The sequence below is a fragment of the Methylosinus sp. shoA genome (assembly GCF_059718125.1).
Genome location: NZ_AP046091.1, coordinates 82,190 through 103,324 on the forward strand (window position 1 = coordinate 82,190; position 21,135 = coordinate 103,324).

General features: G+C 62.0%; 25 protein-coding genes and 1 pseudogene. 12 read left to right on the forward strand and 14 right to left on the reverse strand.

Translation table 11 applies throughout. The features are described 5' to 3' along the window. Window positions 1-512: 512 nt before the first annotated feature. Genes AC6IW9_RS00440 through AC6IW9_RS00455 form a run of 4 tightly spaced genes read left to right on the forward strand, consistent with a single transcriptional unit; the run spans window position 513 to window position 4,396 of the window. Complete coding sequence (locus AC6IW9_RS00440; RefSeq protein WP_497767756.1) at window positions 513-1,892, forward strand: lipase/acyltransferase domain-containing protein; 1,380 nt, start codon at window positions 513-515, stop codon at window positions 1,890-1,892. 41 nt (window positions 1,893-1,933) lie between these two features. Beyond that, a complete protein-coding gene (locus AC6IW9_RS00445) occupies window positions 1,934-3,394 on the forward strand; it encodes a M17 family peptidase N-terminal domain-containing protein (RefSeq protein ID WP_497767759.1) in 1,461 nt (486 codons plus the stop codon). Further along, window positions 3,391-3,615 (forward strand): hypothetical protein, encoded by a 225-nt coding sequence (locus tag AC6IW9_RS00450; RefSeq protein ID WP_497767762.1) that lies wholly within the window; start codon window positions 3,391-3,393, stop codon window positions 3,613-3,615. The genes AC6IW9_RS00445 and AC6IW9_RS00450 overlap by 4 nt, the downstream gene beginning before the upstream one ends. Window positions 3,616-3,637: 22 nt before the next feature. Next, window positions 3,638-4,396, forward strand: a complete 759-nt coding sequence (locus AC6IW9_RS00455; RefSeq protein ID WP_497767765.1) for a hypothetical protein — start codon at window positions 3,638-3,640, stop codon at window positions 4,394-4,396. Here AC6IW9_RS00455 and tnpC read toward each other — a convergent pair. From tnpC to tnpA, 3 genes are read right to left on the reverse strand one after another with little or no spacing between them, the layout of a single operon-like run. Then, window positions 4,282-5,919, reverse strand: coding sequence for an IS66 family transposase (gene tnpC / locus AC6IW9_RS00460; protein WP_497763766.1), 1,638 nt, complete (start codon window positions 5,917-5,919; stop codon window positions 4,282-4,284). The two genes, AC6IW9_RS00455 and tnpC, sit on opposite strands and share 115 nt — an antisense overlap. A gap of 49 nt (window positions 5,920-5,968) precedes the next feature. Then, window positions 5,969-6,322 carry an IS66 family insertion sequence element accessory protein TnpB gene (gene tnpB, locus AC6IW9_RS00465; protein WP_497763765.1) on the reverse strand — a complete coding sequence of 118 codons (354 nt, stop codon included), beginning with the start codon at window positions 6,320-6,322 and terminating at the stop codon, window positions 5,969-5,971. Beyond that, complete coding sequence (gene tnpA, locus AC6IW9_RS00470; protein ID WP_497763764.1) at window positions 6,319-6,726, reverse strand: IS66-like element accessory protein TnpA; 408 nt, start codon at window positions 6,724-6,726, stop codon at window positions 6,319-6,321. The genes tnpB and tnpA overlap by 4 nt, the downstream gene beginning before the upstream one ends. Window positions 6,727-6,803: 77 nt before the next feature. Here tnpA and AC6IW9_RS00475 point away from each other — a divergent pair, with 77 nt between their 5' ends. Then, window positions 6,804-7,988 (forward strand): phospholipase D-like domain-containing protein, encoded by a 1,185-nt coding sequence (locus AC6IW9_RS00475; protein WP_497767769.1) that lies wholly within the window; start codon window positions 6,804-6,806, stop codon window positions 7,986-7,988. Window positions 7,989-8,897: 909 nt separating this feature from the next. Beyond that, window positions 8,898-10,361, forward strand: a complete 1,464-nt coding sequence (locus tag AC6IW9_RS00480) for a hypothetical protein (protein WP_497767772.1) — start codon at window positions 8,898-8,900, stop codon at window positions 10,359-10,361. A gap of 138 nt (window positions 10,362-10,499) precedes the next feature. Here AC6IW9_RS00480 and AC6IW9_RS00485 read toward each other — a convergent pair whose 3' ends face one another. The 7 genes from AC6IW9_RS00485 to AC6IW9_RS00515 form a co-directional block, all read right to left on the reverse strand. Continuing rightward, window positions 10,500-12,263, reverse strand: a complete 1,764-nt coding sequence (locus AC6IW9_RS00485) for a recombinase family protein (RefSeq protein WP_497767775.1) — start codon at window positions 12,261-12,263, stop codon at window positions 10,500-10,502. A gap of 155 nt (window positions 12,264-12,418) precedes the next feature. Continuing rightward, complete coding sequence (locus AC6IW9_RS00490; RefSeq protein ID WP_497767779.1) at window positions 12,419-12,706, reverse strand: hypothetical protein; 288 nt, start codon at window positions 12,704-12,706, stop codon at window positions 12,419-12,421. Next, complete coding sequence (locus tag AC6IW9_RS00495) at window positions 12,703-12,909, reverse strand: hypothetical protein (protein ID WP_497767781.1); 207 nt, start codon at window positions 12,907-12,909, stop codon at window positions 12,703-12,705. The genes AC6IW9_RS00490 and AC6IW9_RS00495 overlap by 4 nt, the downstream gene beginning before the upstream one ends. 55 nt (window positions 12,910-12,964) lie before the next feature. After that, window positions 12,965-13,363, reverse strand: coding sequence for a DUF4326 domain-containing protein (locus AC6IW9_RS00500; RefSeq protein ID WP_497772582.1), 399 nt, complete (start codon window positions 13,361-13,363; stop codon window positions 12,965-12,967). A 277-nt stretch (window positions 13,364-13,640) separates the two neighbouring features. After that, entirely contained in the window at window positions 13,641-14,315 is a 675-nt protein-coding gene (locus AC6IW9_RS00505; protein ID WP_497767784.1) for a hypothetical protein, read from the reverse strand. Then, a complete protein-coding gene (locus AC6IW9_RS00510) occupies window positions 14,312-14,500 on the reverse strand; it encodes a hypothetical protein (protein WP_497767787.1) in 189 nt (62 codons plus the stop codon). Before AC6IW9_RS00510 ends, AC6IW9_RS00505 begins: the two co-directional genes overlap by 4 nt. Continuing rightward, window positions 14,497-14,643 (reverse strand): hypothetical protein, encoded by a 147-nt coding sequence (locus AC6IW9_RS00515; RefSeq protein ID WP_497767790.1) that lies wholly within the window; start codon window positions 14,641-14,643, stop codon window positions 14,497-14,499. Before AC6IW9_RS00515 ends, AC6IW9_RS00510 begins: the two co-directional genes overlap by 4 nt. A gap of 62 nt (window positions 14,644-14,705) precedes the next feature. Here AC6IW9_RS00515 and AC6IW9_RS00520 point away from each other — a divergent pair, with 62 nt between their 5' ends. The 4 genes from AC6IW9_RS00520 to AC6IW9_RS00535 all read left to right on the forward strand — a co-directional run bounded on the left by AC6IW9_RS00520 (window position 14,706) and on the right by AC6IW9_RS00535 (window position 17,864). Beyond that, window positions 14,706-14,978 (forward strand): spike base protein, RCAP_Rcc01079 family, encoded by a 273-nt coding sequence (locus AC6IW9_RS00520; RefSeq protein ID WP_497767794.1) that lies wholly within the window; start codon window positions 14,706-14,708, stop codon window positions 14,976-14,978. A 170-nt stretch (window positions 14,979-15,148) separates the two neighbouring features. After that, window positions 15,149-15,550 (forward strand): hypothetical protein, encoded by a 402-nt coding sequence (locus AC6IW9_RS00525; protein WP_497767797.1) that lies wholly within the window; start codon window positions 15,149-15,151, stop codon window positions 15,548-15,550. Window positions 15,551-15,681: 131 nt separating this feature from the next. After that, complete coding sequence (locus AC6IW9_RS00530; protein WP_497767800.1) at window positions 15,682-16,542, forward strand: hypothetical protein; 861 nt, start codon at window positions 15,682-15,684, stop codon at window positions 16,540-16,542. Beyond that, on the forward strand, window positions 16,539-17,864 hold the full coding sequence (locus AC6IW9_RS00535) for a phage capsid family protein (protein WP_497772583.1): 1,326 nt from the start codon (window positions 16,539-16,541) through the stop codon (window positions 17,862-17,864). The genes AC6IW9_RS00530 and AC6IW9_RS00535 overlap by 4 nt, the downstream gene beginning before the upstream one ends. On the opposite strand, the pseudogene istA reads toward AC6IW9_RS00535, so the two are convergent. The 3 genes and pseudogenes from istA to AC6IW9_RS00550 all read right to left on the reverse strand — a co-directional run. Beyond that, window positions 17,785-18,579 (reverse strand): annotated as a pseudogene (istA, locus tag AC6IW9_RS00540) (IS21 family transposase); the annotation flags it as partial. The gene AC6IW9_RS00535 and the pseudogene istA sit on opposite strands and share 80 nt — an antisense overlap. Window positions 18,580-18,662: 83 nt before the next feature. Further along, the gene (locus AC6IW9_RS00545) at window positions 18,663-18,833 is read right to left on the reverse strand and encodes a hypothetical protein (protein ID WP_497767804.1); all 171 of its coding nucleotides are present in this window, start codon (window positions 18,831-18,833) and stop codon (window positions 18,663-18,665) included. A 343-nt stretch (window positions 18,834-19,176) separates the two neighbouring features. Continuing rightward, entirely contained in the window at window positions 19,177-19,641 is a 465-nt protein-coding gene (locus AC6IW9_RS00550) for a hypothetical protein (protein WP_497767807.1), read from the reverse strand. 139 nt (window positions 19,642-19,780) lie between these two features. On the opposite strand from AC6IW9_RS00550, the gene AC6IW9_RS00555 reads away from it, so the two are divergent. Together AC6IW9_RS00555 and AC6IW9_RS00560 are read left to right on the forward strand one after the other, a co-directional pair. After that, window positions 19,781-19,876, forward strand: coding sequence for a hypothetical protein (locus tag AC6IW9_RS00555; RefSeq protein WP_497767810.1), 96 nt, complete (start codon window positions 19,781-19,783; stop codon window positions 19,874-19,876). Next, window positions 19,861-20,058 carry a sugar transferase gene (locus AC6IW9_RS00560; protein ID WP_497767813.1) on the forward strand — a complete coding sequence of 66 codons (198 nt, stop codon included), beginning with the start codon at window positions 19,861-19,863 and terminating at the stop codon, window positions 20,056-20,058. Before AC6IW9_RS00555 ends, AC6IW9_RS00560 begins: the two co-directional genes overlap by 16 nt. Here AC6IW9_RS00560 and fcl read toward each other — a convergent pair. Beyond that, window positions 20,052-21,020, reverse strand: a complete 969-nt coding sequence (gene fcl, locus AC6IW9_RS00565) for a GDP-L-fucose synthase (RefSeq protein WP_497767817.1) — start codon at window positions 21,018-21,020, stop codon at window positions 20,052-20,054. The two genes, AC6IW9_RS00560 and fcl, sit on opposite strands and share 7 nt — an antisense overlap. Between the last annotated feature and the right edge of the window lie 115 nt (window positions 21,021-21,135).

Sequence of the window (21,135 nt, forward strand, 5' to 3'; positions counted from 1 at the left end):
ATCTTTCCGGGCAAAACTCCCTCCAGAATAATGCGAGTTCGCCGACAGTACCTCCTTCGTCGGAGTTTGCAAAACGCGACGCCGGGGCGGCGACCACTTGTTTCGTCAGAGAAGTCTGCTCCCAATGAGACTCCCGTGCTAAAGCCGAGGAACGTCTTCGATCACGGCCGCGCCCAAAGGGTCGCGCTTATTTTTGCAATGAGACAGCTTGAAACTTGGCCTCGATTTTCTAAGAGTTTATGCCCATTGGCTTTTACCGAATGGATTGATGTCATTTGGTCGCGCTTCAGAAACCGTGAAGACACTTGGATTGGAAAGGCGTCCATCGCGAGAACTTCACGGATCGAATCGACGAGCGTCTGCTAAAGCGTCCACGGCCTCGCCTCGATCTGAATCTATCATTCTGGATCGTTCGCCGATCGCGATTGACTCTAACAAATTTAATTGGAATCCTCTTATCATTACAGCTGTCGACCACGCGCTATTGCACTTTTTTTTCAAAGGATTTCCGAATGGCTTTCGAGCATCTCGTCATTGTTCTGCCGGGGATCAGCGGCAGCGTTCTCGCCAAGGACGGAAAGGAAATCTGGGGGTCCTCGGCAGAGGCGATCTGGCGCGCCGTCACCACGGGCGGGGACAGCATTCGGCAGCTTCGGCTTCCCGCGCCCGACGACCCGAATGTCGACGATCTCGGCGACGGCGTCACGGCGACCGGCCTCGCGCCCGATCTGCACATCATCCCCGGTCTTTGGAAAATCGACGGCTATAGCGGGCTCGTGCGACGGCTGCGGGAGGAGCTCGGCCTCGAGCCTGACAAGAATCTGCTGACCTTTCCCTATGACTGGCGGCGCGACAATCGCGTATCCGCGCGGCGGCTCGAACGCTTCGCCAATGAGAAGCTCGTCGCCTGGCGCGCGGCCTCGGGAAATCGCGACGCCAAAATCGTCTTCGTCGTCCACTCGATGGGCGGGCTCGTCGCACGCTGGTTCCTCGAGGTCCTCGGCGGCTGGAGGATCGCCCGCGCGCTGGTGAGCTTCGGCACGCCCTATCGCGGATCGCTCAACGCCCTCGGCTATCTCGCCAACGGCTATGCGCAGAGCGTCGGGCCGCTCTCGCTCGACCTCACCGACACTCTGAAATCCTTCAGCTCGGTCTATCAATTGCTGCCGGCGTTCGAATGCGTGGACCGCGGCGGCGGGCGGCTCGAGCGAGTCGGCGAAATCGCCGGCCTGCCGGGCGTCGACGCCGCGCGCGCGACCGAGGCGCTCGAGTTCTATCGCAAGATGCGAGAGGCGCAGGAGGCGAACGCCAAAGCCCAGGACTATGTCGATGGGAAATACGAGATCTTTCCCATTGTCGGCGTCGCTCAGCCGACCTTTCAGTCGGCGATCGTCTCCGAGCAGGGCGTGACGCTCTCGCGGACCATCGGAGGCAAGGACGAGAGCGGCGACGGCACCGTGCCGCGCGTTTCCGCCGTGCCGCTGGAGCTCGATCATGCGCATAGGGAAACATTCGTCGCCGAGACGCATGGCTCCTTGCAGAATTTCGACGCGGCGCTGGTTCAGCTCGTCGGCGCGCTGACGGGGCTCGACATCGATCTCGGCCATTATCGCTTCGCCGCGAACACCGTCTCTCTCGACATAGACGACGTCTATCCCGCCGAAGAGGTCACGATCCGCGCGACGCCCTCCATCGACGTCCCTGTCAGCGCCAGGATCGTTCCGGCTTCTGGAGGCGGAGCGGCCGTCGACCTCCCTCTCACGCCGCAGCAGGACGGCGTCTATGTGGGACGGACGCGCCTCGAGCCGGGCGCCTATCGCGTGGCGGTCGTCGCCGATTTCCACAGTGGGCCGGCGCGCGCCAACGATCTTTTCCTCGTGCATTCCGCCTGAGGCCCACCGCGGCTCAGCGGTCTCGCAATCGGAGCGTCGTCATGACCGAGCCGGAGCGCGTCGAGCTGGAGATCGTGCTATGCAGCGGCGACATAGCGAGAGTCGCGACGCCTTTCGTCGTCTGCCCGCATTATGAGGGACTGCCGCTCGCGGGCGCCGCCAAGGCGTTCGACAGACTGGCCGATTGCTGGCTGGCGCGCGCGCTCGAACTCGGCATGATCAGCCTGACGCTCGGACGCATCTTTCCGATCGCGCTCGAGCAATTCGTCGCCGAGCCGCTTCCGGTGGAAATGCTGTTGCTCGTCGGCATGGGCGAGCCCGGCGCGATGACGCCCGACGATTTGCGATTTCTGTTCTCCAATGTGACGATCGCGGTCGAGGCGATGGGCGGGACGAGCTTCGCTTCGGCGCTCGTCGGCACGCGCCGGAAGGAGTTTTCCATCGAGACGGCGGTGCGCGCCTTCGTCGAAGGCGTTCTCGACGGCCATCAGCGCCTGATCGCCATCGCCGCGCAATCGCCACGGACGGGCGAGCGGCTCACGGCGACGGCAAAACGAACGCTCTCGGTCATGCTCGTCATCGACGACGAGCGTAAATTCGCGGAGATCGAGGAGGCTTTCGGCCGGGCCGCGGAGGATTATGCGGCTGAATTGCAGGTGACGACGCGACGCGGCGAGCCGCTCGGCGCGGCCGGCCCCGGCGAGGAGGGGGGCGACGCCGAAGAGCGCGACGAGGAAGAGCTGGTCACGCTGCTGAGGGTGACGCGGCGGGGCGGCCCGGCCATCTCCGACTCGCGGCCGGAGTTCGACGTCTATGAATTCTCGGCCGCATGCGACCGCTCTGTCGTCACGCTGCGCGAGCATGAGATCAGCCGCTTTCTCCTCCAGAAGATTCCAGAGCGTCTGATCGGCGCGAAGAACGCCGGCTTGCGTGATCGGCTCGCGAGATTTCTGCAGGCCCTCGTCGCGCCGCGCGATTTCGAAGGCCTGCTCACCGCGGCCGACTGCCTCACGGTCGAGGTCGACGAGGCCGCGGCGCGCATCCCGTGGGAGATGATGGCGCATCGCACGCAGAGCGGGCGGACGAGATATCTGGGCGGACAGATTTTGATCTCGCGGCAGATGCGCTCGGCCTCCGGGCCGCCGCCGAGCTCGCCGCCGCCGTTGAACCGCCAGCTCCGCATCCTCGTCGTCGCCGACCCGGCCGCAGGCGAGCTGGCGCTGCCCAGGGCGCGCGAGGAGGGTTGGGCGGTCGTGGAGATGATCGAGCGCGCCTGCCGGGCCTGGGAGGGGGTCTATGATTTTCGCGTGACGATACGCGTCGGCTCGGCGCAGGACGGCGATCAGGAGCTCGAGCGCCGTCTCGGCCGATACGCCGCCCAGGACGGGCGCTTCGTCGAGAGCGCCGCGGCCTGTGAGCCGGTCGAGATCGCTATTCGATCCGGCCGCCCAAATCCACGGCCGCGCAGATCGGCCCATTCCGCGAGAGTCTCCATTATGTGATGCGCGGCGAGCCGGTGGGACATGCGGTGAAGGACCAGTTCGGCGGCCATTTCGCGTCGCTGTCGACGACGCTGCTCAGCGCGGTCTCGCCCACCGCCGCGGCGTCGTCGCGTATGAGCGACAAGGACCTCGTCGCCTATTGGCTGCAACGCAACGACGCGCAGAATTACGTGACGTTGGGCGATCCCGCGGCGCGGCTGCGGGTCGCCGATTTGACTTGAGCACCGATTGGAGCCGATCGTCATGACCGAAGCTGTTCTCGCGAAAATTTCCGACGCTGTCCGCAACGCCTTCGCGCCCGTCCTGCCGGCGGTCGCCGCCGCGCGGGCGAAGCTCTCGGCCGATGCGACGGTGATCGCCGTGCGCCCCGGCTACGCCTATCCGGCGACGGACGCGCCAATTCCCGCCGTCGTCGTCGCCGTCCAGCCCGGGACGGCGACGCAGCACGCCTCCGCGCTCGCGGCGGAGCTCGACGTTCCGGTCGTGATCGCGGATGCGACGGTCGAAGAGCAGCTCGCGAAGGAAGAGGCCGCCGCTCCATCCTTCGGCGCGCCGGGAGCGCCGACTTCCGCTTTCGAGCGTCTCATCGTCGGCGACGAGGCGCTCGTCTTCGCGCCGCCGAAGACCGGCTCCTACACGCCGCCGGAGCCGCCGAATCTGCCGCTCGTGAAACAGCGGATGCAGCTCACCGTCTGCGTCAGCCCGGAGGCCGGCTGGAGCGAGCTGGAGAGCTTTCTCGGCGAGACGGGCGAGCGTCTCACCGTAAGCGCCGTTGTCGTCCCATTGCCGCTGGAATGGAAGAATAGCTTGCAATTCGTTGCGACAAGGCATTGCAAGCCTTTGGCGCAAAGCTTTGTCAGCGATTGGTTCAGCGCAATGGTGAGCGATCAGGCGGCTGGCGTCGGCGACGAGGATTTGAAGGCCCAGGGCATCAGCTCGTCGATGCGCGACTGCGGATGGCCATCGGCGATCGCCTCGAGCGTCGCCTTCATCCAGGCATAGGGATCGACGCTGTTCAACTTGCATGTCGCAATGAGCGAAGCGAGACGTGACCAGGAACGTCCACCTTCATCGTGCCCCGCGAATAACGCATTCTTGCGCGTGAGAGTCAGCGGCCGAATCTGATTTTCGACGAGGTTGGTGTCCATCTCGACGCGTCCATCGTCGAGGAACAGGGTCAGCCCGGCCCAATGATTCAGAAGATAGGCGACCGCCTTGCCCATGTCGCTGCGGCCGGAGAGGCGAGCGGCCTGGGCGCGCAAAAACTCTTCGAGCTCGACGACAAGAGGCCGCGACCGCTCGGCGCGAACGCTCTGCCGGATCGGCGCCTCTTTGCCCCGGATGTCCGCCTCGATCGCATAGAGCGCGGCGATGCGCGCCAGGATCGCCTCGGCGATGGGCGAGCCCGCTTTCGGCGTGGCGGCGATGATCTCGCGCCTGCCATGGCTCCAACACCAGGCGAGCCGCAGTGGGGCGCCACCTTTGCGCTCGGCGCGCGCCAGACGATGATAGCCGCCATAGCCGTCGACCTGGAGAACGCCGTCGAATCCTTCGAGCATCCGCTCGGCGTGCTCGCCGCTGCGACCCGGCGCGTAATGATAGACCACGATCGGCGGATCGGCGCCGCCGTGCCCGCGGTCGTCGCGCAGAACCGCCCAGAGATAGCCAGTTTTCGTCCGGCCGCGGCCGGGATCGAGAACCGGCGCCCGAGTCTCGTCCATGAATAGACGGCCGGACAGCTTCATCAGCGCGCTCATGCGCTCGACGATCGGCGCGAGGTGGAAGGCCGTCGTTCCCATCCAATCGGCCAGAACGGCGCGGTCGAGCATGATCCTGTGGCGCGCGAAGACCTGCGATTGACGGTAGAGCGGCATGTGCTCGCTGAACTTGGCGACCGCCACTTGCGCCAGCAGCGCCTCGGTGGGAACGCCGCCCTCGATCAGATGCGCAGGAGCCGGCGCCTGGGCGACGCCCGCGCATCCTGTCGGACAGGCGTAGCGGGGCCGCACGGTCTCGATGACGCGATATTGCGCCGGCGTCACGTCGAGGCGGCTGGAGCGGTCCTCGCCGATCCGAACCATCAGGCCGCAGCCGCAGGGACAGGCGAGGCTTTCTGGCTCGATCACGCGCTCGACGCGCGGCAGATGAGCAGGAAAGGCGCGCGCGGCGCGGGCGGCGCGCTCCCTGGTCGCCGGGCGCCCCGAGCGGCGCGCGCGATCGTCTTCCCGCTCCTGGACTTCGGCAATGGCGATCTCGATATCTTCCAGAACGAGCTGTAACTGATCGGGATCGAGTTTCTCCGAACGCTTGCCGAAACGCGCGCGTTCATATTCCTTGACGAGCAATTGCAGACGTTCGACCGTCTCCTTCGACGCTGCGAGCTCGCTCTCGGTGTGAAGGCGCGCGGCGAGCTCATGATCGGCGCGGATGCGTTCGGCTTCGAGCATGGCGCGCTGAGCTTCGAACAATGCGCGTAGTTCGGCAGGCAGCTCTGCGAGTCTGGAGGGATCGAAGCTCGGCGTCACGTCGGCGAATCTATCGCAAGCGAGGCGCCGAATGAAGCCGAAGTTGCGATCAGTTCGCCGCGGTCGGCGTCGCCACGATCCGCTCGCCGACGCGCTTCCAGTTGAGCCCGTCGAATAGAGCTTCGAATTGCACCCGGCTCAATTGCAGGACGCCGTCGCTGATCTGCGGCCAAGAAAAGCGGCTATCGCCGAGACGCTTGTAGACGAGCACGAGTCCGGTTCCGTCCCACAGCAAAATCTTCAAGCGATCCATTCGCTTCGAGCGGAACACGACGATGAGCCCGGAATGCGGATCGAGTCCGAGCTTGTTTTGCACGAGAGCGGCCAGCGCGTCATGCCCGCAGCGGAAATCGACGGGACGCACGGCGAGCACGATCCGCAACCCTTGCGACGGAATGATCACGCGCCGCGCTCCAGCGCCGTCATGATCTCGGCGATGCGCGTCGACGCGGTGTCCTGATCCAGCCGTAACACGACCTTGCCGACGACGATCTCGATCTTCGCATCGCTCTCGTTACGAACGGAGGGCTGCTCGAGCTCGATCTCCACGAACTCCGCGGGACCGTCGGTCACCAGCGCGAGCCGCCCGGTGCGCGCCTGGCGGCGCCACTGCGTCAATTGCTGCGCGCATATCCGATATTTGCGGGCCACGTCGGCGACGCGCGCTCCAGGCGCGAGACTCTCTCGTACGATCCGGCCCTTCAGCTCCTTCGACCACAGCCGATTGCCCGAACGTGAACGACGAAAATCCACACGTCCGACAAATCCTGCGCCAAAAGCCGTTTCGATCGTCGCATTCTCGTTCATCTTCGGATCCTTCCAGAGACATGGCTGTCCCTCAGAAGAATCTCACATCCGAAAATCCTTCCGAACCCGAAGAATCAATGGGGTCGCAACGGCGCTTACGTCTCACCGTGGCCATGTATCAATTCACTGCGCCGCATATTTTCGACGCCGTGAAGGCCGCTGTCGCGCCGGCGGGGCGGGAGTTCGAGCTCGTGCTCCATCCTGTGCCCGAGAAGCCGCCGTCCTCCGGCGTCAAGGCCGATGATCTCGAGGAGGTCGCCGGCGTCGTCGACCCTCTGTCGGAAACGCTGAAGTCGCGTTTCGAACTCGCCTGGGCGACGCTGCATTCGCGCGCCAATCCGGACGGATTATGGGCCTCCGCCTATCACATCAAGGTCGCGGTGCGCGACGGCGGGGCCGTGTGGTGCTCGAGCGGAAATTGGCAATCGTCGAACCAGCCGAACATCCACCTCTTCGGCCCGCGACGCGATCGGCCGCCCGTCGGCTTCCAGCGCAAATACAACCGCGACTATCACGCGATCATCGTCGATCCGAAGATCGCCTCGATCTTCGAGGGCTATATCGCGCGCGACCACGATCTCGCCGCGGCGCAGGCGGCGGCTCCCCAAGCGGGCCCCGAACCCGATCTCTTCGTTCCCGAAGAGCCCGAGGCGCCGCCCGCCTTCGCGCGGCCGCCGCGCTATTTCGAGCCTTTGCGCCTCGACCGCGAAATCTCGGTGCAGCCGCTGCTGACGCCCGACAATTACGCCGAACATGCGCTCGAACTGATCCGCTCGGCGCGCGAGAGCGTCAGATTCCAAAATCAATATATCAATTTCCGCGGAACGAACGAGGATTTCGCCGAGTTCAAGCTGCTGGTCGGGGCGTTGAAGAGCAAGATCGACGCCGGCCTCGACGTGCGGATCATCTGCCGCGATCTCATGAAGCAGGAGAGTCTCGATATTCTGATCGCGCTCGGCTTTCCCAAAGAGGCGTTTCGCTTTCAGCCCGCCTGCCACAACAAGACGATCATCGTCGACGGCAAGCGCGTCATGTTCGGCAGCCATAATTGGTCGAACGAGGGCGTGAAGACGAATCGCGACGCCAGTCTCGTCTTCGACGATGAGGAGATCGCGCAATATCTCGCCGAAATCTACGATTACGACTGGGACAATCTGGCGACCGCGCATCCGGCCGCCTCGCGCCCGCGCGTCGCGCATAGCGGCGACCCGACGCCCGCCGGAATGCGGCGTATCGCCTATTCGGCAGTTTTCGACGACTGATCGACGCGTTTTGAAAAAATCAGCATGCGAGCGTTACCTTCGGTTTCACTGGTCGTTCACATTTGACGCTTCCAACGGATACGTCGCGCTTCTGAAGAAGATCGACTTGAATTGGTCGCCATTTGAGTGTCTGTCATGATTCGACGGATAGAGTCGTTCTCCAGATTGTCGACCTGTGTCGCGCTCGGGATGTCGAGTGCGACCCTTTGCGACTGCGCTATTCCGGGTCCCTTTCCGTTGCTGGCTCACAAGGAAAAGAAGCGAGATCGAGCGCGCGATGGACCGACGCGGCGATCCAGTTTATGGTTGCCGCGTAGTTTGGCTGAAGGACTGGTCGGCGATAATCAATCTGCATCTGACTTTGCATTAGGCGTTTGCTTTTAATCCGGGGGCACTCTGAAGACTCTGAATGCCTGACCGGCGGCCAACGTCGCATGGTCCGCCGTCAAAGCGACACGGTTGCGCAGCCCTTCGCTGGCTTCCAGCGAGTTCACGACTTTCTCCGCGAGAGCCGGCTTCAGCTTCTCCGAGCTTGCTGCCGAAAGCGATGCGCTCCATGGCTTCCTTACAATCAAAGCTGCCCGGAGTCTTTCTACCATTGACAGGCCGTCCTCTGGCGCGAGTCTAATAATCGGCGTCCGCTAATGCGCTGCAGTGGGCTAACCACCGGCCCTAGCTCTTCGACGGGAGTAGATTATGTGGAGCGTTCGTTTCGCTGTGGATGTCTTTCGGCTTTGTCGGTGTTCGCAGACACTAAAAGGCGCATTGGTGCTTCTGGTCGGTCTAAGCTCACTGTGCCTAGGTACGGCATTGGCGGGTTATGACGACATAAGAACCGTCGAAGGTTGGGCCTGGTCACATATTAAACGAGGTGAGATTGCAGACTTCAACAGACGCTGCGACACGCCCATGTTGGATCCGAAGAAAGAAGACGACGCGCGCTGGAAGGACGACTGCCGACAACTTTCCGCCGACTTTTTACGAAATGTGCTGACGCAAGCGCCATGGAAAGAGGCGACGACGTTCGCAGGAGTTCGGATCGCTGGTGCCCGTATTGTTGGCGAGTTCGATCTTACAAACGCGAAGCTCGTTCGCCCAATTGAGATCTCATATAGCCAGATCACGAACAACATTAATTTGCGCCACGCGCGGACAGACAGCCTGATCTCGTTAGATGGATCCCTGATCTACGGTGCCTTCTACGCAGATAGTCTTAGATCGGAAAGTGACCTGTATCTTCGTAACGGTAATGAATTTAGAAAGCCAGTAATTCTGAACGGTGCAAAAATTGATGGTCGCGTTGAGCTAACAGGATCCAGTTTTGACGGCCCACTAAATGCCAACTCGATTCAGGTTGGCCTCGACCTTCTCATGTACTCGGACCCTGGAAATATAGCGCTATTCAAAGATATAGATCTAAGTAACGCAAAGATCTCTGGACAGGTCTATATGACTGAGTCCTATTTCAATGGGACGCTACTAGCAGAGGGAGTAAAAATCGAGGGAGACTTGTTCATGGGCGATGCCCATTACGCTGACAATGTTGCCATGGCATTCATGCATATTCGCGGCAGTCTTGATTTGCGTGGTGCTAATTTTTCCAGTTTGGACCTCTCAAGCGTAGTTATTGACAGGGATTTACAGCTGGGTATGTCAATCAATTCAACTGTTTGGGCGGGAAGAGACGGAAAGCCCGGAACACTAAACCTACGAAATACGCACATCGGCGGTCTCATGGATACAAAAAATGTGTGGCCCGCCAAAGGGAACCTTCGTCTGGACGGGTTCACGTTTCGACATCTTGACGGATATGCAGAAGAGGCCAGAGCAGAGACGCGCAGCATGGAATGGTGGGATAGGGATTGGGCTAGACTCGATTTGAATTATAGCCCTGTTCCGTATACGCAGCTAGCCGCCGTGATGACGAATTCAGGTGACCGCGATTCTGCGAACAAAATCCGCTTTCTCGGCCGAGAGCGCGAACGTGAGGAGGCATGGTTACGTCGCGATTGGGGCAATTGGCTTTTCTTGTCTGCACTCAGTTACGTGGCCGGCTACGGAATTGGCTCCTACACTTTCCGTGTTCTCTATTGGGTTCTCGGCTTCTCTGTGGCCGGCGCTGCGGTCCTTTGGTGGTTTGTGCCGGCGGCGCGCGCAGAACATAAAGGGAGACTCTGGTGCATCGGTGCCAGTCTGGGACGACTGCTACCCGTGATCGAAATCAACAGAGAGTTCACGGAATTCTTCAATGACCCGAACCGCATGCGCATGAATTGGTGGCAAAGCATTTTTTTTGCCGCGCTCGGCGTTGCTGGCTGGTTCTTGGGAGCAGTGCTGGTCGCTGCTGTTTCTGGGCTGACCCAAAGCGGGTGAGACGAGCGCACATGCGCGGTCAACAAGATCCTGTCGTGCTCGGCCGTCTTGGGAGCCGCGATCAGAGTAGGGGACGCAGGAAGGGGCGGTCGCTATCTTTTGACTACGACGTGCAAGGCCGAGTTCATCAGCCGGGAATCATCGACTGGCTGATCGCATAACCGACGACCCAGCGTGATCACGGGCCTTTGGTTTTGAAGAGGTAGCGGGTAATGCCAATGAAAACGAAAACGCGAGATTATTTCGTCGGGGGGATCGGCGGAAACGGGCCTCCGCTACCAAAAATCCCCCATGCGTTCCGTTGCGATCGACTGCCGGCGCGCCGAGGCCGGAAAGATCGAGGATCGCCGCGAGCTTGCCGACGATCTCGACTCTCGGTTGCTCGCCTTTCTCGGCCTTATGGACAATGATGCGCTCGACGAGCTGGCGGAACGCCGGATGCGCGAGAGGTGAGTCGCGGGCGTCCAGCCGGGCGGCGAGCGCCTCGAGCATCTCGCGGAAAGCCTTCACGGCCATCGGATGAAGCGCGACGACGTTCGCCGGTGCTTCCGCGGCCGCCAACCCCGCCGTCAGGTCTCGGCGCTCCCGATCCAGATCCTCCAGCTTGCCGCGCATCGCCGCAAAGGCCGCGCCCCCCTGTGCGATAGCTTCCACCATGCGGGCGACCTGCCTCTCGACCTCGGCAAGCCGCACCTCGGCCTTCGCCCGCTCGCTCCGGTCGGCGCCGGCGAGGCGTCGGCGCTCTTCGTGATAGACCTTCACGAACTCGGCGATCAGCTCAGGCTGGTCGAGCTCCTCCCGCAGCGCCTCCACGACTCCCGTCTCGATCCGGTCGAGATAATAGGACCGGCGATTGTCGCAGCTGCCACTCTCCGTGGCCCGGCTGCATCGAATCCGCGGCCGCCCATTGGCGTTGTCGTGCTTCGCCATGCCGGCCCCGCAGGCGGCGCAGCGCAGCAGTCCGGACAACAGCGAACGCTGATAGCGTCGCGGTCCGCGCGGCTCGGGCCCGCGGGCCAGGCTCGCGCGCTTGCGCTCCGCCGCCCGCCCCCAAGTCTCCTGGTCGACGATCGCCAGCTGCGGCGCCGACGTGCGCTGCCACTCCGTCTCCGGGTTCGGCCGGGAGATGCGCTTGCCGGTCGATGGATCCTTCACCATACGAACGCGGTTCCAAACGATCTCGCCGGCATAAAGCGGGTTCTGGAGGATTCCGTTCCCGCGCTCGCCATTGCCGTTGATCGTCGAGGCGTTCCACGCCATGCCACGAGGCGGCGCGACCTTATCGCGATTGAGATCGTGGGCGATGTCGCGGGGCGAGCGGCCGTCCCCATATTCAGCGAAAATCCGCCGGACGATTGCGGCTTCCTCCTCTATGATCTGCGGCCGTCCCGGCTCTCCTGGAGTCGGCCGATAGCCATAAGAGCGGCCGCCGGCGTAGCGGCCTTCGCGGATCACGCCGGCCATGCCGCGGCGAATCTTCTTGACCCCATCCTCCCTGAACAGCTGGCCAACGAGCCCGCGCAGCCCGACCGTCACCGTATCGGCGACACCATCATGGACGGCCCTGATCTCGATCCCAAGGAAGGTGAGCCGGCGGTGAACGCCGGCGAGGTCGGCCATGTCACGAGACAGGCGATCGAGCGCCTCTACGACGAGGACGTCGAATTCCCGCGCCTCCGCTGCCTGGAGCAGCTGCTCGAGCCAGGGACGACCGAACAGCGACGCGCCCGAGCGCGCGCGGTCCTCATAGGTCGCGACGACGGAGAGGCCGTCGCGGTGCGCCGCGGCGCGGCACAGGGCAATCTGGTCTTCAATGGATTGATCGCGCTGCAATTCTGTCGAGAAGCGCGCATAGATCGCCGCGCGTCTAGACGCCGTTCGGCGAGCGCTTTCCGTCGCCATCGGCGACCTCCCGTTTGCCTGCCGCCCGGCTCACCCGAGCTGCCGCATCATCGCGACGCGCGGCCTCGCGCGCAAGCGCCCTGACCAGCTCCAAGAGAGCCGGATCAGGAGGCCCGCGGCGACGGTGCGGCTGGTGCGGGGAGGCGGTCAAGAGATCAGTCTCCCGGGAAATCCTCGGGGTCCAGCGTTTCGCCCGGTTCGAGCGCGGCGAGAGCGCCGGCGCGGGTGAGGCGGTAGCAAACATGGCCGCCGGTTGGTGACGGTCCGGGGACAATTGTCGCGGCCCCATTGCGAACCATTGTCAACCACACCGATAGATCGGCATTGTTCTCGCGAGAGACCCATTGGAAGCCGATCAGAGACGGATTTTGTTCGGCGCCATCGAGCCCGAGCGCGTGGCGCGCCAGCTCGCGTTCGCGCGGGGTGAGGGTCGCGGCGGTCATGGCAATTCCTTCGTGACCATGCCCGGCTTCGCCTCGCGCACGAGCGCGACGAACTCGTCTCGGTCTTCCTTCGACCCGAAATAGAGGCAAAGCGGGAGCGCCTCGTCGAGCATCTCATCGGCAGAGCGACCGCGCTCGGCGAGCACGAAGGCGACCAGATCGTCGACAGGATCGCCTTGTCTCAACATCGCATCGCGCTGCATGCGACCGTAGAATTCTTCACAGCGTTTGCGTAGATTTTCCTGCTTTGTCACAGCGTCACCTCTTCGCAGTAGAGCGGTTCGCGATTTCAAGCAGAACATTGCAGTGACACGGCGAGGCCGGCATGCACCAGCAGGCGAGATTTTTGCCCCGCAGCTCGCCGAGGCTCGACAAGATTGCCGTGCGGTGCCGATCGCTCTCAGCCCCTTGCCACCAGTCGCGGCCGCTCTGTGACGGCCCCAGCCAATCGCGAAAGCACTCAACGACGAAGGCGGGCGCGGTCTCTTTGTTCGCGAAACCGCTATCAATCGCGGTCGAAATCAGGAACGGGTTCCCCCATTTGCTCGGCCGCGCGCAGTTCACCGCCTGCAGGCCGTTGGTCGCGCGCGAGAGCGCCTGCAAATCGAAGCCCTTGCGACGGGAGAGCTGGAGGCGAACAGGGTGGATGTCAGCCATGATCCAACGCCTCCTTCCCTTCAGGAGTCGCAGCGCTTCGGCGGCCTTGTCCTCGAGAAACGAGCCTCTCCCCATGGGCGAGAACACGATCTCGTCGTCTGTGATGACCGGCTCGTCGCTCTCTTCCTCGATCGCCCCCGTCTTCAGCATGTAGAGCCTGTATGGCGTCATGCGCGTCTCGACTTCCTCGCCGAGAAAGAGGCTCGCAATCGCCGAAGCGGTCACGTCATGCTTGCGGAGCGCGAGCCATTGCCCGCGGCTTTCGATTTCGATACGCTCAATCGACATCGGCATATACCCTGCGCGTCTTCACCATGCTGACGTAGTGCTGCGACAAGCCGTGATCTTGCCCGATAATCTTTTGTATGCGCGGATCGGCGCGGATCGCGCGCACCTGATCTTCCGTTAGCCTGATGCTGTTTCTACGGTTTCTGACTTGCTCGAGTGGCGTCGCCCATCGGCAGTTGGCAGGCTCATAATTGCCATTGTTGTTGATGCGATCTATCGAGTGATTTGCTGTCGGCGGCTCACCCATGTCGGCAAGGAATGCTTCGAACGAATTGAGCCATCGTTCGCAAACAGCTATCCCTCGTCCGCCATAACTATCATAGGCGCGATTGTTCTCGTTGTAGCACCGGCTCTTCATGCCGGACCAAGCTTGGTAAGCGAGAGGCTGTTTTCTTCCACTCCTCGCCCCATGCTTCAGCCGCGCAATCGCCGCATTTTTTGTTCTCTCGCATCCGCAGGATTTCGAATGCCCATTTTTCAGGTTATATTCGAGAACTACGATATCCGCTCCACATGCGCATTTGCACAACCACGCGCGGCGTTGCCCTTTCTTTGTTGGCTCGACAAGGGTCAGTCGACCGACATCGACGCCCGGCGCGAGTCGATCCGCGACCGCCGCAGCGGCGCCGCCGAGTGAGGTTTGGGGGGATGTCGAAATGGTCATGAGCGCGGCTCCTCGCAATAAACATCCATGAATGCCGAAATCCCGCGATCCCGAAACGACGTATTCGGGACCATCCAGCTCGACGCGGCGTTGCGCTCGCCGACGAGATACGATCCGGCGCCAATGTGATAGGTGACGACGATCGCTTCCTCGCGAGCGCCGATTTCGACGTATCCACGGTTCATCGCGAGACTCCCGTATGCGCATGGTCGAGCGTCGAATGCTCGGCATTCGGGTTGCCAGCGAACGCGCCGCGCTCGCGCAGATCGTCGAGGATCAGATCTTCGACGAGATCACTCTCGTGCTCGCGCAGCGCCTCGGCGATCATCGAGCTCGCGCCGCAGCGCATGGCGATGGAAGAGCGCGCGAAGGCGCAGAGGAGAGTTGGCGATGCCGGTCGATAATTTCGAGAACGAAACGAAAAATCTACTCGGATCGGCGATCGACGTGGTTGCTCTCACGCCGAACAACAGCGCCGATCTCGCGATCATTCCGCGCGCGCTGTGGGTCGGTGTCGGCGGCGATGTTGCGGTCATCATGCGTGCTGGCGCATCGGCTGTGACGTTCAAGAATGTTCCGAGCGGCACATGGTTAGAAATTCGGCCGAAGCGACTGATGGCGACGAATACGACGGCGACCGACATTCTCGGGGTTACGATCTGATGCTCGGGGTTGGAATCGGCATCGCTCGCAAGGGCGCGAAGCCGCAGTTTTTCGACGCTTTCACGCGCGCTGATGAAAACCTCGAAGCGTCGCCGCTATGGACGCTTCTTTCAGGAGTGAGCGCCGGCGCCGCCGTGAGGTCGAACGCTCTCGCGTGCTTGGTTGTAGGTATGAACGAAAGCGCCTATGTGGCGCCGAATTGCGGCAGCGCCAATCATTGGGCGCAGTGCAAGAATCTCGCGAATATTTTGGGTTCGTCGCCGTTCTGCCTCGCCTGCCGCGTGGCTAATATGAATAATTTCGTCGGCGCGCGGCAGGCTGCAGATAATTGGGAGCTCTATCAGCGCGTCGGCGGCTCGTTTACGGCGCTCGGATCATCATGGCCGAGTGTGACTGTCCCGGCGATCGTCCGGCTTGAAGTGTCGGGCACGACTGCGAGACTGCTCGTCGACGGCGTGCAGCGGATTTCCGCGACGATCAACGCGGGCTTGGTATCGAAGCGGGTCGGTGTGATCGCGCGTGGCACAGTCGTCAATCCATGGCTCGACGATTTTCGTTCGGGAGCGCTGTAACTGTTTGAAGCGGGACGCCGCTTCGATATCCGCCGCCGGGATGAACGGGCGTTCGTGAGCCTTCACGCAAACAGGCGACCGCCGCCGGGTTTTCGGGCGCTCGTGACCTCCACGCAAACAGGAATGACCAAATGGCCGATCTCGACGATATCCTCGCCGAGGGCGCAGACGCGCCCGCGAATGAGCAGACGCAGCCCGAACAGGCCGCTGCGGAGGGCGAAGGGGCGACGCAGGAAAGCGCGGAACAGGGAACCGTTCCGGTCGCAGCTCTGCACGCCGAACGCCAGAAGGCGAAGCGCTATACCGAACAGCTCGCCGAGGTGAACCAGCGCCTCGCGGAGCAGCAGGCTCGCTTCGATCAGTTCGTGGCGTCTCTTCAGCCGAAGCCAGCGCCACAGCCGCAGGCGGTAGTCCCGGACATGTTCGACGACGGCGCCGGGTTCGTGCAGCACCATGTTCAGCGGGCAATTACGCCTATTCAGCAAGCCATGCTGCAGCAGCGTGATCAGATGTCGCTCATGTTCGCGAACGAAAAGCATGGCGCCGAGAAGGTGGCGGCGGCGACGAACGCGCTGAAGGCGGATCGAGCGCAGTTCGAAGCCGTCTATCGTCAGATCATGGCCTCGCCGCATCCCTACGGCGCTTTGGTCGAGTGGCATGGGAAGCGGCAGCTTCTTTCCGAGATCGGCTCGGACCCTGCCGCCTATCGGGAAAAAAATCAAGGCCGAAATCTTCGCCGAAATGCAGAAGGGCGGAGGGCAGCAACAGAGCGCGCAAGCGCCGGCCACTGCCATGCCGTCCAACTTCGCGACGGCGCGGAACGTCGGCGGTCGGTCGGGCCCCGCCTGGAGCGGCCCGACGCCTCTCGCGGATATTTTCGCAGGACGATAATTCCGCGACCTCTTCGAGGATCACGTAAATGGCCGATACGAAAGCCGCATCCGGTCTCACGCCGCAACAGTGGGACGATCAGTATTTCACAGAGTATATGACCGAAAACCGTTTCGCGGGCGAAATGGGAACGTCGGTCGGCAGCATCATCCAGGTCAAGGAAAACCTGACGAAGAAGAAGGGCGACCGCATCACCTTCGCGCTCGTCAACCGGCTGAAGAACGACGCCATCACCGGCACGGCGACCATGGAAGGCAACGAGGAGGACGTCGACTCCCGCGACTTCGTGGTCACCATTCAGAAGCGCCGCAACGCAGTTCGCGTCGCCGAGCAGGAAGAGCAGTTCTCGGCCATCGGATTGCGTGATGCTGCTCGTGACGTGCTGATGACTTGGTCGCAGGAGGACACGGAGCAGCTCATCATCCGCGCGTTGCCGTCGATCAATGGCGTGCGTTACGGCTCGGCGTCCGAGGCGAACAAGGATGCGTGGCTCGTCGACAACGCCGATCGCGTGTTGTTCGGCGCGGCGCGCTCGAACAATTCCTCGAACGATCACTCGGCGTCGCTTCAGAATGTCGACAAGACGGCAGACAAGTTCAACGCTGCGGCCGTGTCGAAGATGAAGACAATCGCCGAGACGGTGGCGAACCCGCTCATTCGCCCTGTGCGCAGCAAGGCGAGCAAGGGACGGCGCTACTACATCATCTACGCGCACCCCTACGCCTTCAACGATCTGAAGAACGACGCGACCATCACACAGGCTCAGCGTGAAGTGCAGCTTCAAATGGAGAACGAGCGCCTGTTCGAGGGCGGTGATCTCTACTGGGACGGCTGCATCATCAAGCAGATCGAAAAGAAGATCAACGACGCGCACGGCCAGCGATGGCGTTTCCGTCAGGGCGGAAGAAGCCGGCTTCTCGACTTTGCCGATGGCTCGGCGATCATCGTAGAGCTGGCGAACACAGACGACGAGTGGACGTTTCACTACGCGAACGCTTTGCAGGCCGATCCGGCGAGCGCGCTGCATGTCGGCGCGATCATTTACCACATCAGCACCGGGACGATTTTCGTCGTCACCGCCATCGGTGCGGCCGACGACGAGCATTCGAACGCCTACCCGATCACGATGGTGCAACAGAACAATCTGCGCACCACGAACGCCGGAGCCTATTCGGCGCAACTCCTGACGGACCTGACGCTTTCGGGCTATTCGCTGATCATCGACACACAGATTATGCTCCCACGCCAAGTCCACTACGGCACGTTCACTTCCGGCTCGAGTGCCGTAGCGAACGTTTCGCGCGGTGATGGCTACGGCGGGAACCTCACGACCTTTCTCACCACACCCGCCCTTTTTGGCGGAAGACGATGCGGTCGGCGTAGGCGTGGATCTCGACCGGGGCGCCGACGGCGCTCGCATTGACCGAGTATTTATTGTTGTCGAAGCGCACGAGACAGATTTTCGACACCGACGCCGTCAACTCGTGGAATCCGTCGAACCGCCCGCGCGGCGGGACGAGCTTCGGGCGCTCTTCCTCGAATGCCTCCCAGATTGTCTTGTCCGCGATCTCCGGATGCGGATGCGCCTTGGCGTAGGCGACGCATTTATCGAGAAGCCATGCGTTCATATCGTCATAGGTCTTGAACCGCAGGCGCGGCGTGAAGAACCGTTCCCGCGCCAGGCCGACCTGATTTTCGACCTGGCCTTTCTCCCAGCCGGACGCCGGCGTGCAGGCGACCGGCTCGACGAGATGGTGGCTGCACATTTGCGCGAAGCGACGATTGAATTTGCGCTCCTTGCCGACGAAGATCGTCTCCACCGCCGTCTTCATATTGTCATAGACGCCGCGCGTGCAGGCGCCTCTGAAGAAGGAAAAGGCGCGCTCATGCGCGTCGAAAACCATCTCCTGCGTCTCGCGCGGATAGGCGCGAACGAACAGCATGCGGCTGTGGCGCAGACGCATGTGCGCGACCTTCACAGTCGTCGTCACGCCGTCGAGCAGAACGATCTCATGGCTCCAGTCGAACTGGTAGGCTTCACCCGGTTCGAAGCTCAACGGCACATAGGCGGCCGCCGTTGCCGCGCCTAGCTCGCGGCGCCATTTGCGCGCATAGCGACGCACGGCGTCATAGCCGCCCGCCCTTTCAACCAAAGCGAGCGGACAGTCCTGGCTTCACCAGAGGGGGGCAATTTTCGACGCCGATTCCCCTCGTATGGGGGTCAAATTTGCACGCCGAATAACATATCGAGAGCGGCGATCAGTGCGCGGGCGAGAAATTCACGATCGGGCGCTTCGGGAGGCGGGCGGTCCGCGCTCACTTTCCACCATTCATCGATCTTCTTCAGGCGCGAATCGATCTCCGGCAACACGGCCTCGGCGCGCCCTTGCATGACGTCGATGCGTAGCGCTTCCAGCTCGCTTCCAATCGCATGGATCAGAGGTTTGCCGAACCGTCGCGCCGCATCGGCGCTTTGCAGACGCTTGTCTCGGGCGGCGGAAAGATTGCCGGTTTTTCGGAGCGCAACGGCCCAACTGCTCAGAATCCAGCCGAGGTCCGACTAGGCTTGGAGCGCCGAGCTGTCGCCTGAATCGGCGGCGGCTTGCGCCATTCGTGCGGCTTCAGCGTAAAAAGCCGAAGCGATATCGGACCGACCGGCGCCATAGAGCGCATCGGCGAGATAGGTTAGGCAGCTCCAACGGTCCTTGCCTTCCGGCGCAGAATTGGCGGCGGCTTCAAGATGTGGCAGCAGACGTTCCAGAAATCTCGGGTCTGACGCGCCGGTCACGATCGTGCTCGCCACCTCCGCCAGATGGCCGTAGGCTCCCGCCTGCACGAGATAAACGATGGCTCGGGCCCCGGGCCTCCAGCGCCTCATCCGCAAGGTCATGCAGCATCATTTTGAAAAATGCGCACAGCCGCTCGGCGAAAGCGAGGCGGATCGCGCTTTCACGCCACTCGGCCTCGTCGGCTGCATTTTCGTCCACCCAGAGCCGAACCCGCTCGCGCACCAGCTCGTGACAGGAAACGGCGGGATTTCCATCCTGCTCGTCGTCTCGCGCCACATCGACGAGCCCGATCGCCTCCAATCGCTGCAGCAGCGGCGCCGCGTCGGGCCGATCCAGCGGCAGCGGCAGCACTTCGATCTGCGCCAGGAAGACCGGCGGCATCGACACCGGATCGGCCAGCATCGCTTTCATCAGCCTCATCTGCTGAGTCTCGAGGCTTTCCCCGCTCCTGCATCGGTCCAGACGATCCGAGAGTGACGCGTGTGGGGCGTCTGATACGTGGATCGAGCATCGACGAGCGCCGCAGCTTTTCAACGTCATTCGGGGCGAGATGTCGATTGTCGGCCCTCGGCCGCATGCGCTGTCCACGCGAACCGAGGGCCGCAACCTCGAGGAGCTCGACTATACGCCGTGCGCCATCGCGTGAAGCCCGGCATGACGGGATGGGCGCAGGTCCGAGATTTTCGTGGGGAGCTCGACACTTTGGACAAGCTCCAGAACCGTGTCGACTGCGATCTCTATTACATCGACAATTGGACGTTCTGGCTCGACATCGATATCGTCGTCAGGACGGTGATGATGATATTTTGCGACAAGCGCGCCTATTGATCCGCCAATTCGATCGTCGCGAATTCCGGCGGAGAGATGGTCTTCTTATTGGCGAGGAACCAGTCATAGGTCCGCCGGACTCCCTCCTCCAGCGAGATTTCCGGTCTCCATCCGAGCGATCGGATGCGGCTCGAATCCATGACCTTCCGAGGCGTTCCGTCCGGCTTCGTCGTGTCGAAGATGATGCGTCCGGGATAACGGATGGCGTGTTGGACGGTCTCCGCCAATTCGCGAATCGAGACTTCGGAGCTGGCGCCACAATTGATGTGTTCATGTTCGTCGTAATTGTCGAGACAGAAAACGACGCCGCGAGCGAGATCGTCGACATGCAAGAATTCTCGGAGAGGCGTCCCGGTTCCCCATACGACGACCTCGGAACAGCCCGCCTCCTTCGCTTCGTGGAATTTCCGAATCAGGGCGGGGAGAACATGGCTCGTCTGCAGATCGAAATTGTCGTTCGGGCCATAGAGATTGCAGGGCATGACCGAAATATAGCGGCGGCCATATTGTTTGCGATAGGCTTGACAGAGCTTGATGCCGGCTATCTTCGCGATCGCGTACCATTCGTTGGTGGGCTCCAACGGGCCTGTCAGCAGCGCATCTTCCTGGATCGGCTGCGCGGCGAATTTCGGATAGATACAAGAGGATCCGAGGAAGACGAGACGGTTGATGTCGGCCGCATGGGCGGAATGAATGATGTTCGTCTCGATCGCTAGATTGTCGTAGATGAAGTCCGCCGGAAATGTGTCGTTGGCGTAGATTCCACCAACCTTTGCGGCCGCGAATACGATAGCATCTGGTCTATTCTGCTTCAGCCAGACTTCAACGGCGATTTGATTGCGAAGATCGACGGTGGAGCGATCCACTTTCACCACTTCGTCGCCCCGTGCCTCGAGATAACGAGTGATCGCCGATCCGACCATGCCTTTGTGTCCAGCGACCCAAATTCTGCGCGCGCTCATTTGTCAAAGAACCTTTCTACCGAAAACACTCGACCTACATTAGAACAAAATTCCCTGGCGCCGCAACAAAATACTGCCTAAGTACAGTTTCTGTCGACGATCTCATGACCCGGCG

Excerpts from the sequence above, each read along its gene's own strand:
- AC6IW9_RS00440 (WP_497767756.1), top strand. The coding sequence starts at position 513 with ATGGCTTTCGAGCATCTCGTCATTGTTCTGCCGGGGATCAGCGGCAGC.
- AC6IW9_RS00445 (WP_497767759.1), top strand. The coding sequence starts at position 1,934 with ATGACCGAGCCGGAGCGCGTCGAGCTGGAGATCGTGCTATGCAGCGGC.
- AC6IW9_RS00455 (WP_497767765.1), top strand. The coding sequence starts at position 3,638 with ATGACCGAAGCTGTTCTCGCGAAAATTTCCGACGCTGTCCGCAACGCC.
- tnpA (WP_497763764.1), bottom strand. The coding sequence starts at position 6,726 with ATGAACGAGAATGCGACGATCGAAACGGCTTTTGGCGCAGGATTTGTC.
- AC6IW9_RS00475 (WP_497767769.1), top strand. The coding sequence starts at position 6,804 with ATGGGGTCGCAACGGCGCTTACGTCTCACCGTGGCCATGTATCAATTC.
- AC6IW9_RS00480 (WP_497767772.1), top strand. The coding sequence starts at position 8,898 with ATGTTGGATCCGAAGAAAGAAGACGACGCGCGCTGGAAGGACGACTGC.
- AC6IW9_RS00485 (WP_497767775.1), bottom strand. The coding sequence starts at position 12,263 with ATGGCGACGGAAAGCGCTCGCCGAACGGCGTCTAGACGCGCGGCGATC.
- AC6IW9_RS00490 (WP_497767779.1), bottom strand. The coding sequence starts at position 12,706 with ATGACCGCCGCGACCCTCACCCCGCGCGAACGCGAGCTGGCGCGCCAC.
- AC6IW9_RS00495 (WP_497767781.1), bottom strand. The coding sequence starts at position 12,909 with ATGCAGCGCGATGCGATGTTGAGACAAGGCGATCCTGTCGACGATCTG.
- AC6IW9_RS00500 (WP_497772582.1), bottom strand. The coding sequence starts at position 13,363 with ATGGCTGACATCCACCCTGTTCGCCTCCAGCTCTCCCGTCGCAAGGGC.
- AC6IW9_RS00505 (WP_497767784.1), bottom strand. The coding sequence starts at position 14,315 with ATGACCATTTCGACATCCCCCCAAACCTCACTCGGCGGCGCCGCTGCG.
- AC6IW9_RS00510 (WP_497767787.1), bottom strand. The coding sequence starts at position 14,500 with ATGAACCGTGGATACGTCGAAATCGGCGCTCGCGAGGAAGCGATCGTC.
- AC6IW9_RS00515 (WP_497767790.1), bottom strand. The coding sequence starts at position 14,643 with ATGATCGCCGAGGCGCTGCGCGAGCACGAGAGTGATCTCGTCGAAGAT.
- AC6IW9_RS00520 (WP_497767794.1), top strand. The coding sequence starts at position 14,706 with ATGCCGGTCGATAATTTCGAGAACGAAACGAAAAATCTACTCGGATCG.
- AC6IW9_RS00525 (WP_497767797.1), top strand. The coding sequence starts at position 15,149 with ATGAACGAAAGCGCCTATGTGGCGCCGAATTGCGGCAGCGCCAATCAT.
- AC6IW9_RS00530 (WP_497767800.1), top strand. The coding sequence starts at position 15,682 with ATGGCCGATCTCGACGATATCCTCGCCGAGGGCGCAGACGCGCCCGCG.
- AC6IW9_RS00535 (WP_497772583.1), top strand. The coding sequence starts at position 16,539 with ATGACCGAAAACCGTTTCGCGGGCGAAATGGGAACGTCGGTCGGCAGC.
- AC6IW9_RS00545 (WP_497767804.1), bottom strand. The coding sequence starts at position 18,833 with ATGCAAGGGCGCGCCGAGGCCGTGTTGCCGGAGATCGATTCGCGCCTG.
- AC6IW9_RS00550 (WP_497767807.1), bottom strand. The coding sequence starts at position 19,641 with ATGAAAGCGATGCTGGCCGATCCGGTGTCGATGCCGCCGGTCTTCCTG.
- AC6IW9_RS00555 (WP_497767810.1), top strand. The coding sequence starts at position 19,781 with ATGTCGATTGTCGGCCCTCGGCCGCATGCGCTGTCCACGCGAACCGAG.
- fcl (WP_497767817.1), bottom strand. The coding sequence starts at position 21,020 with ATGAGCGCGCGCAGAATTTGGGTCGCTGGACACAAAGGCATGGTCGGA.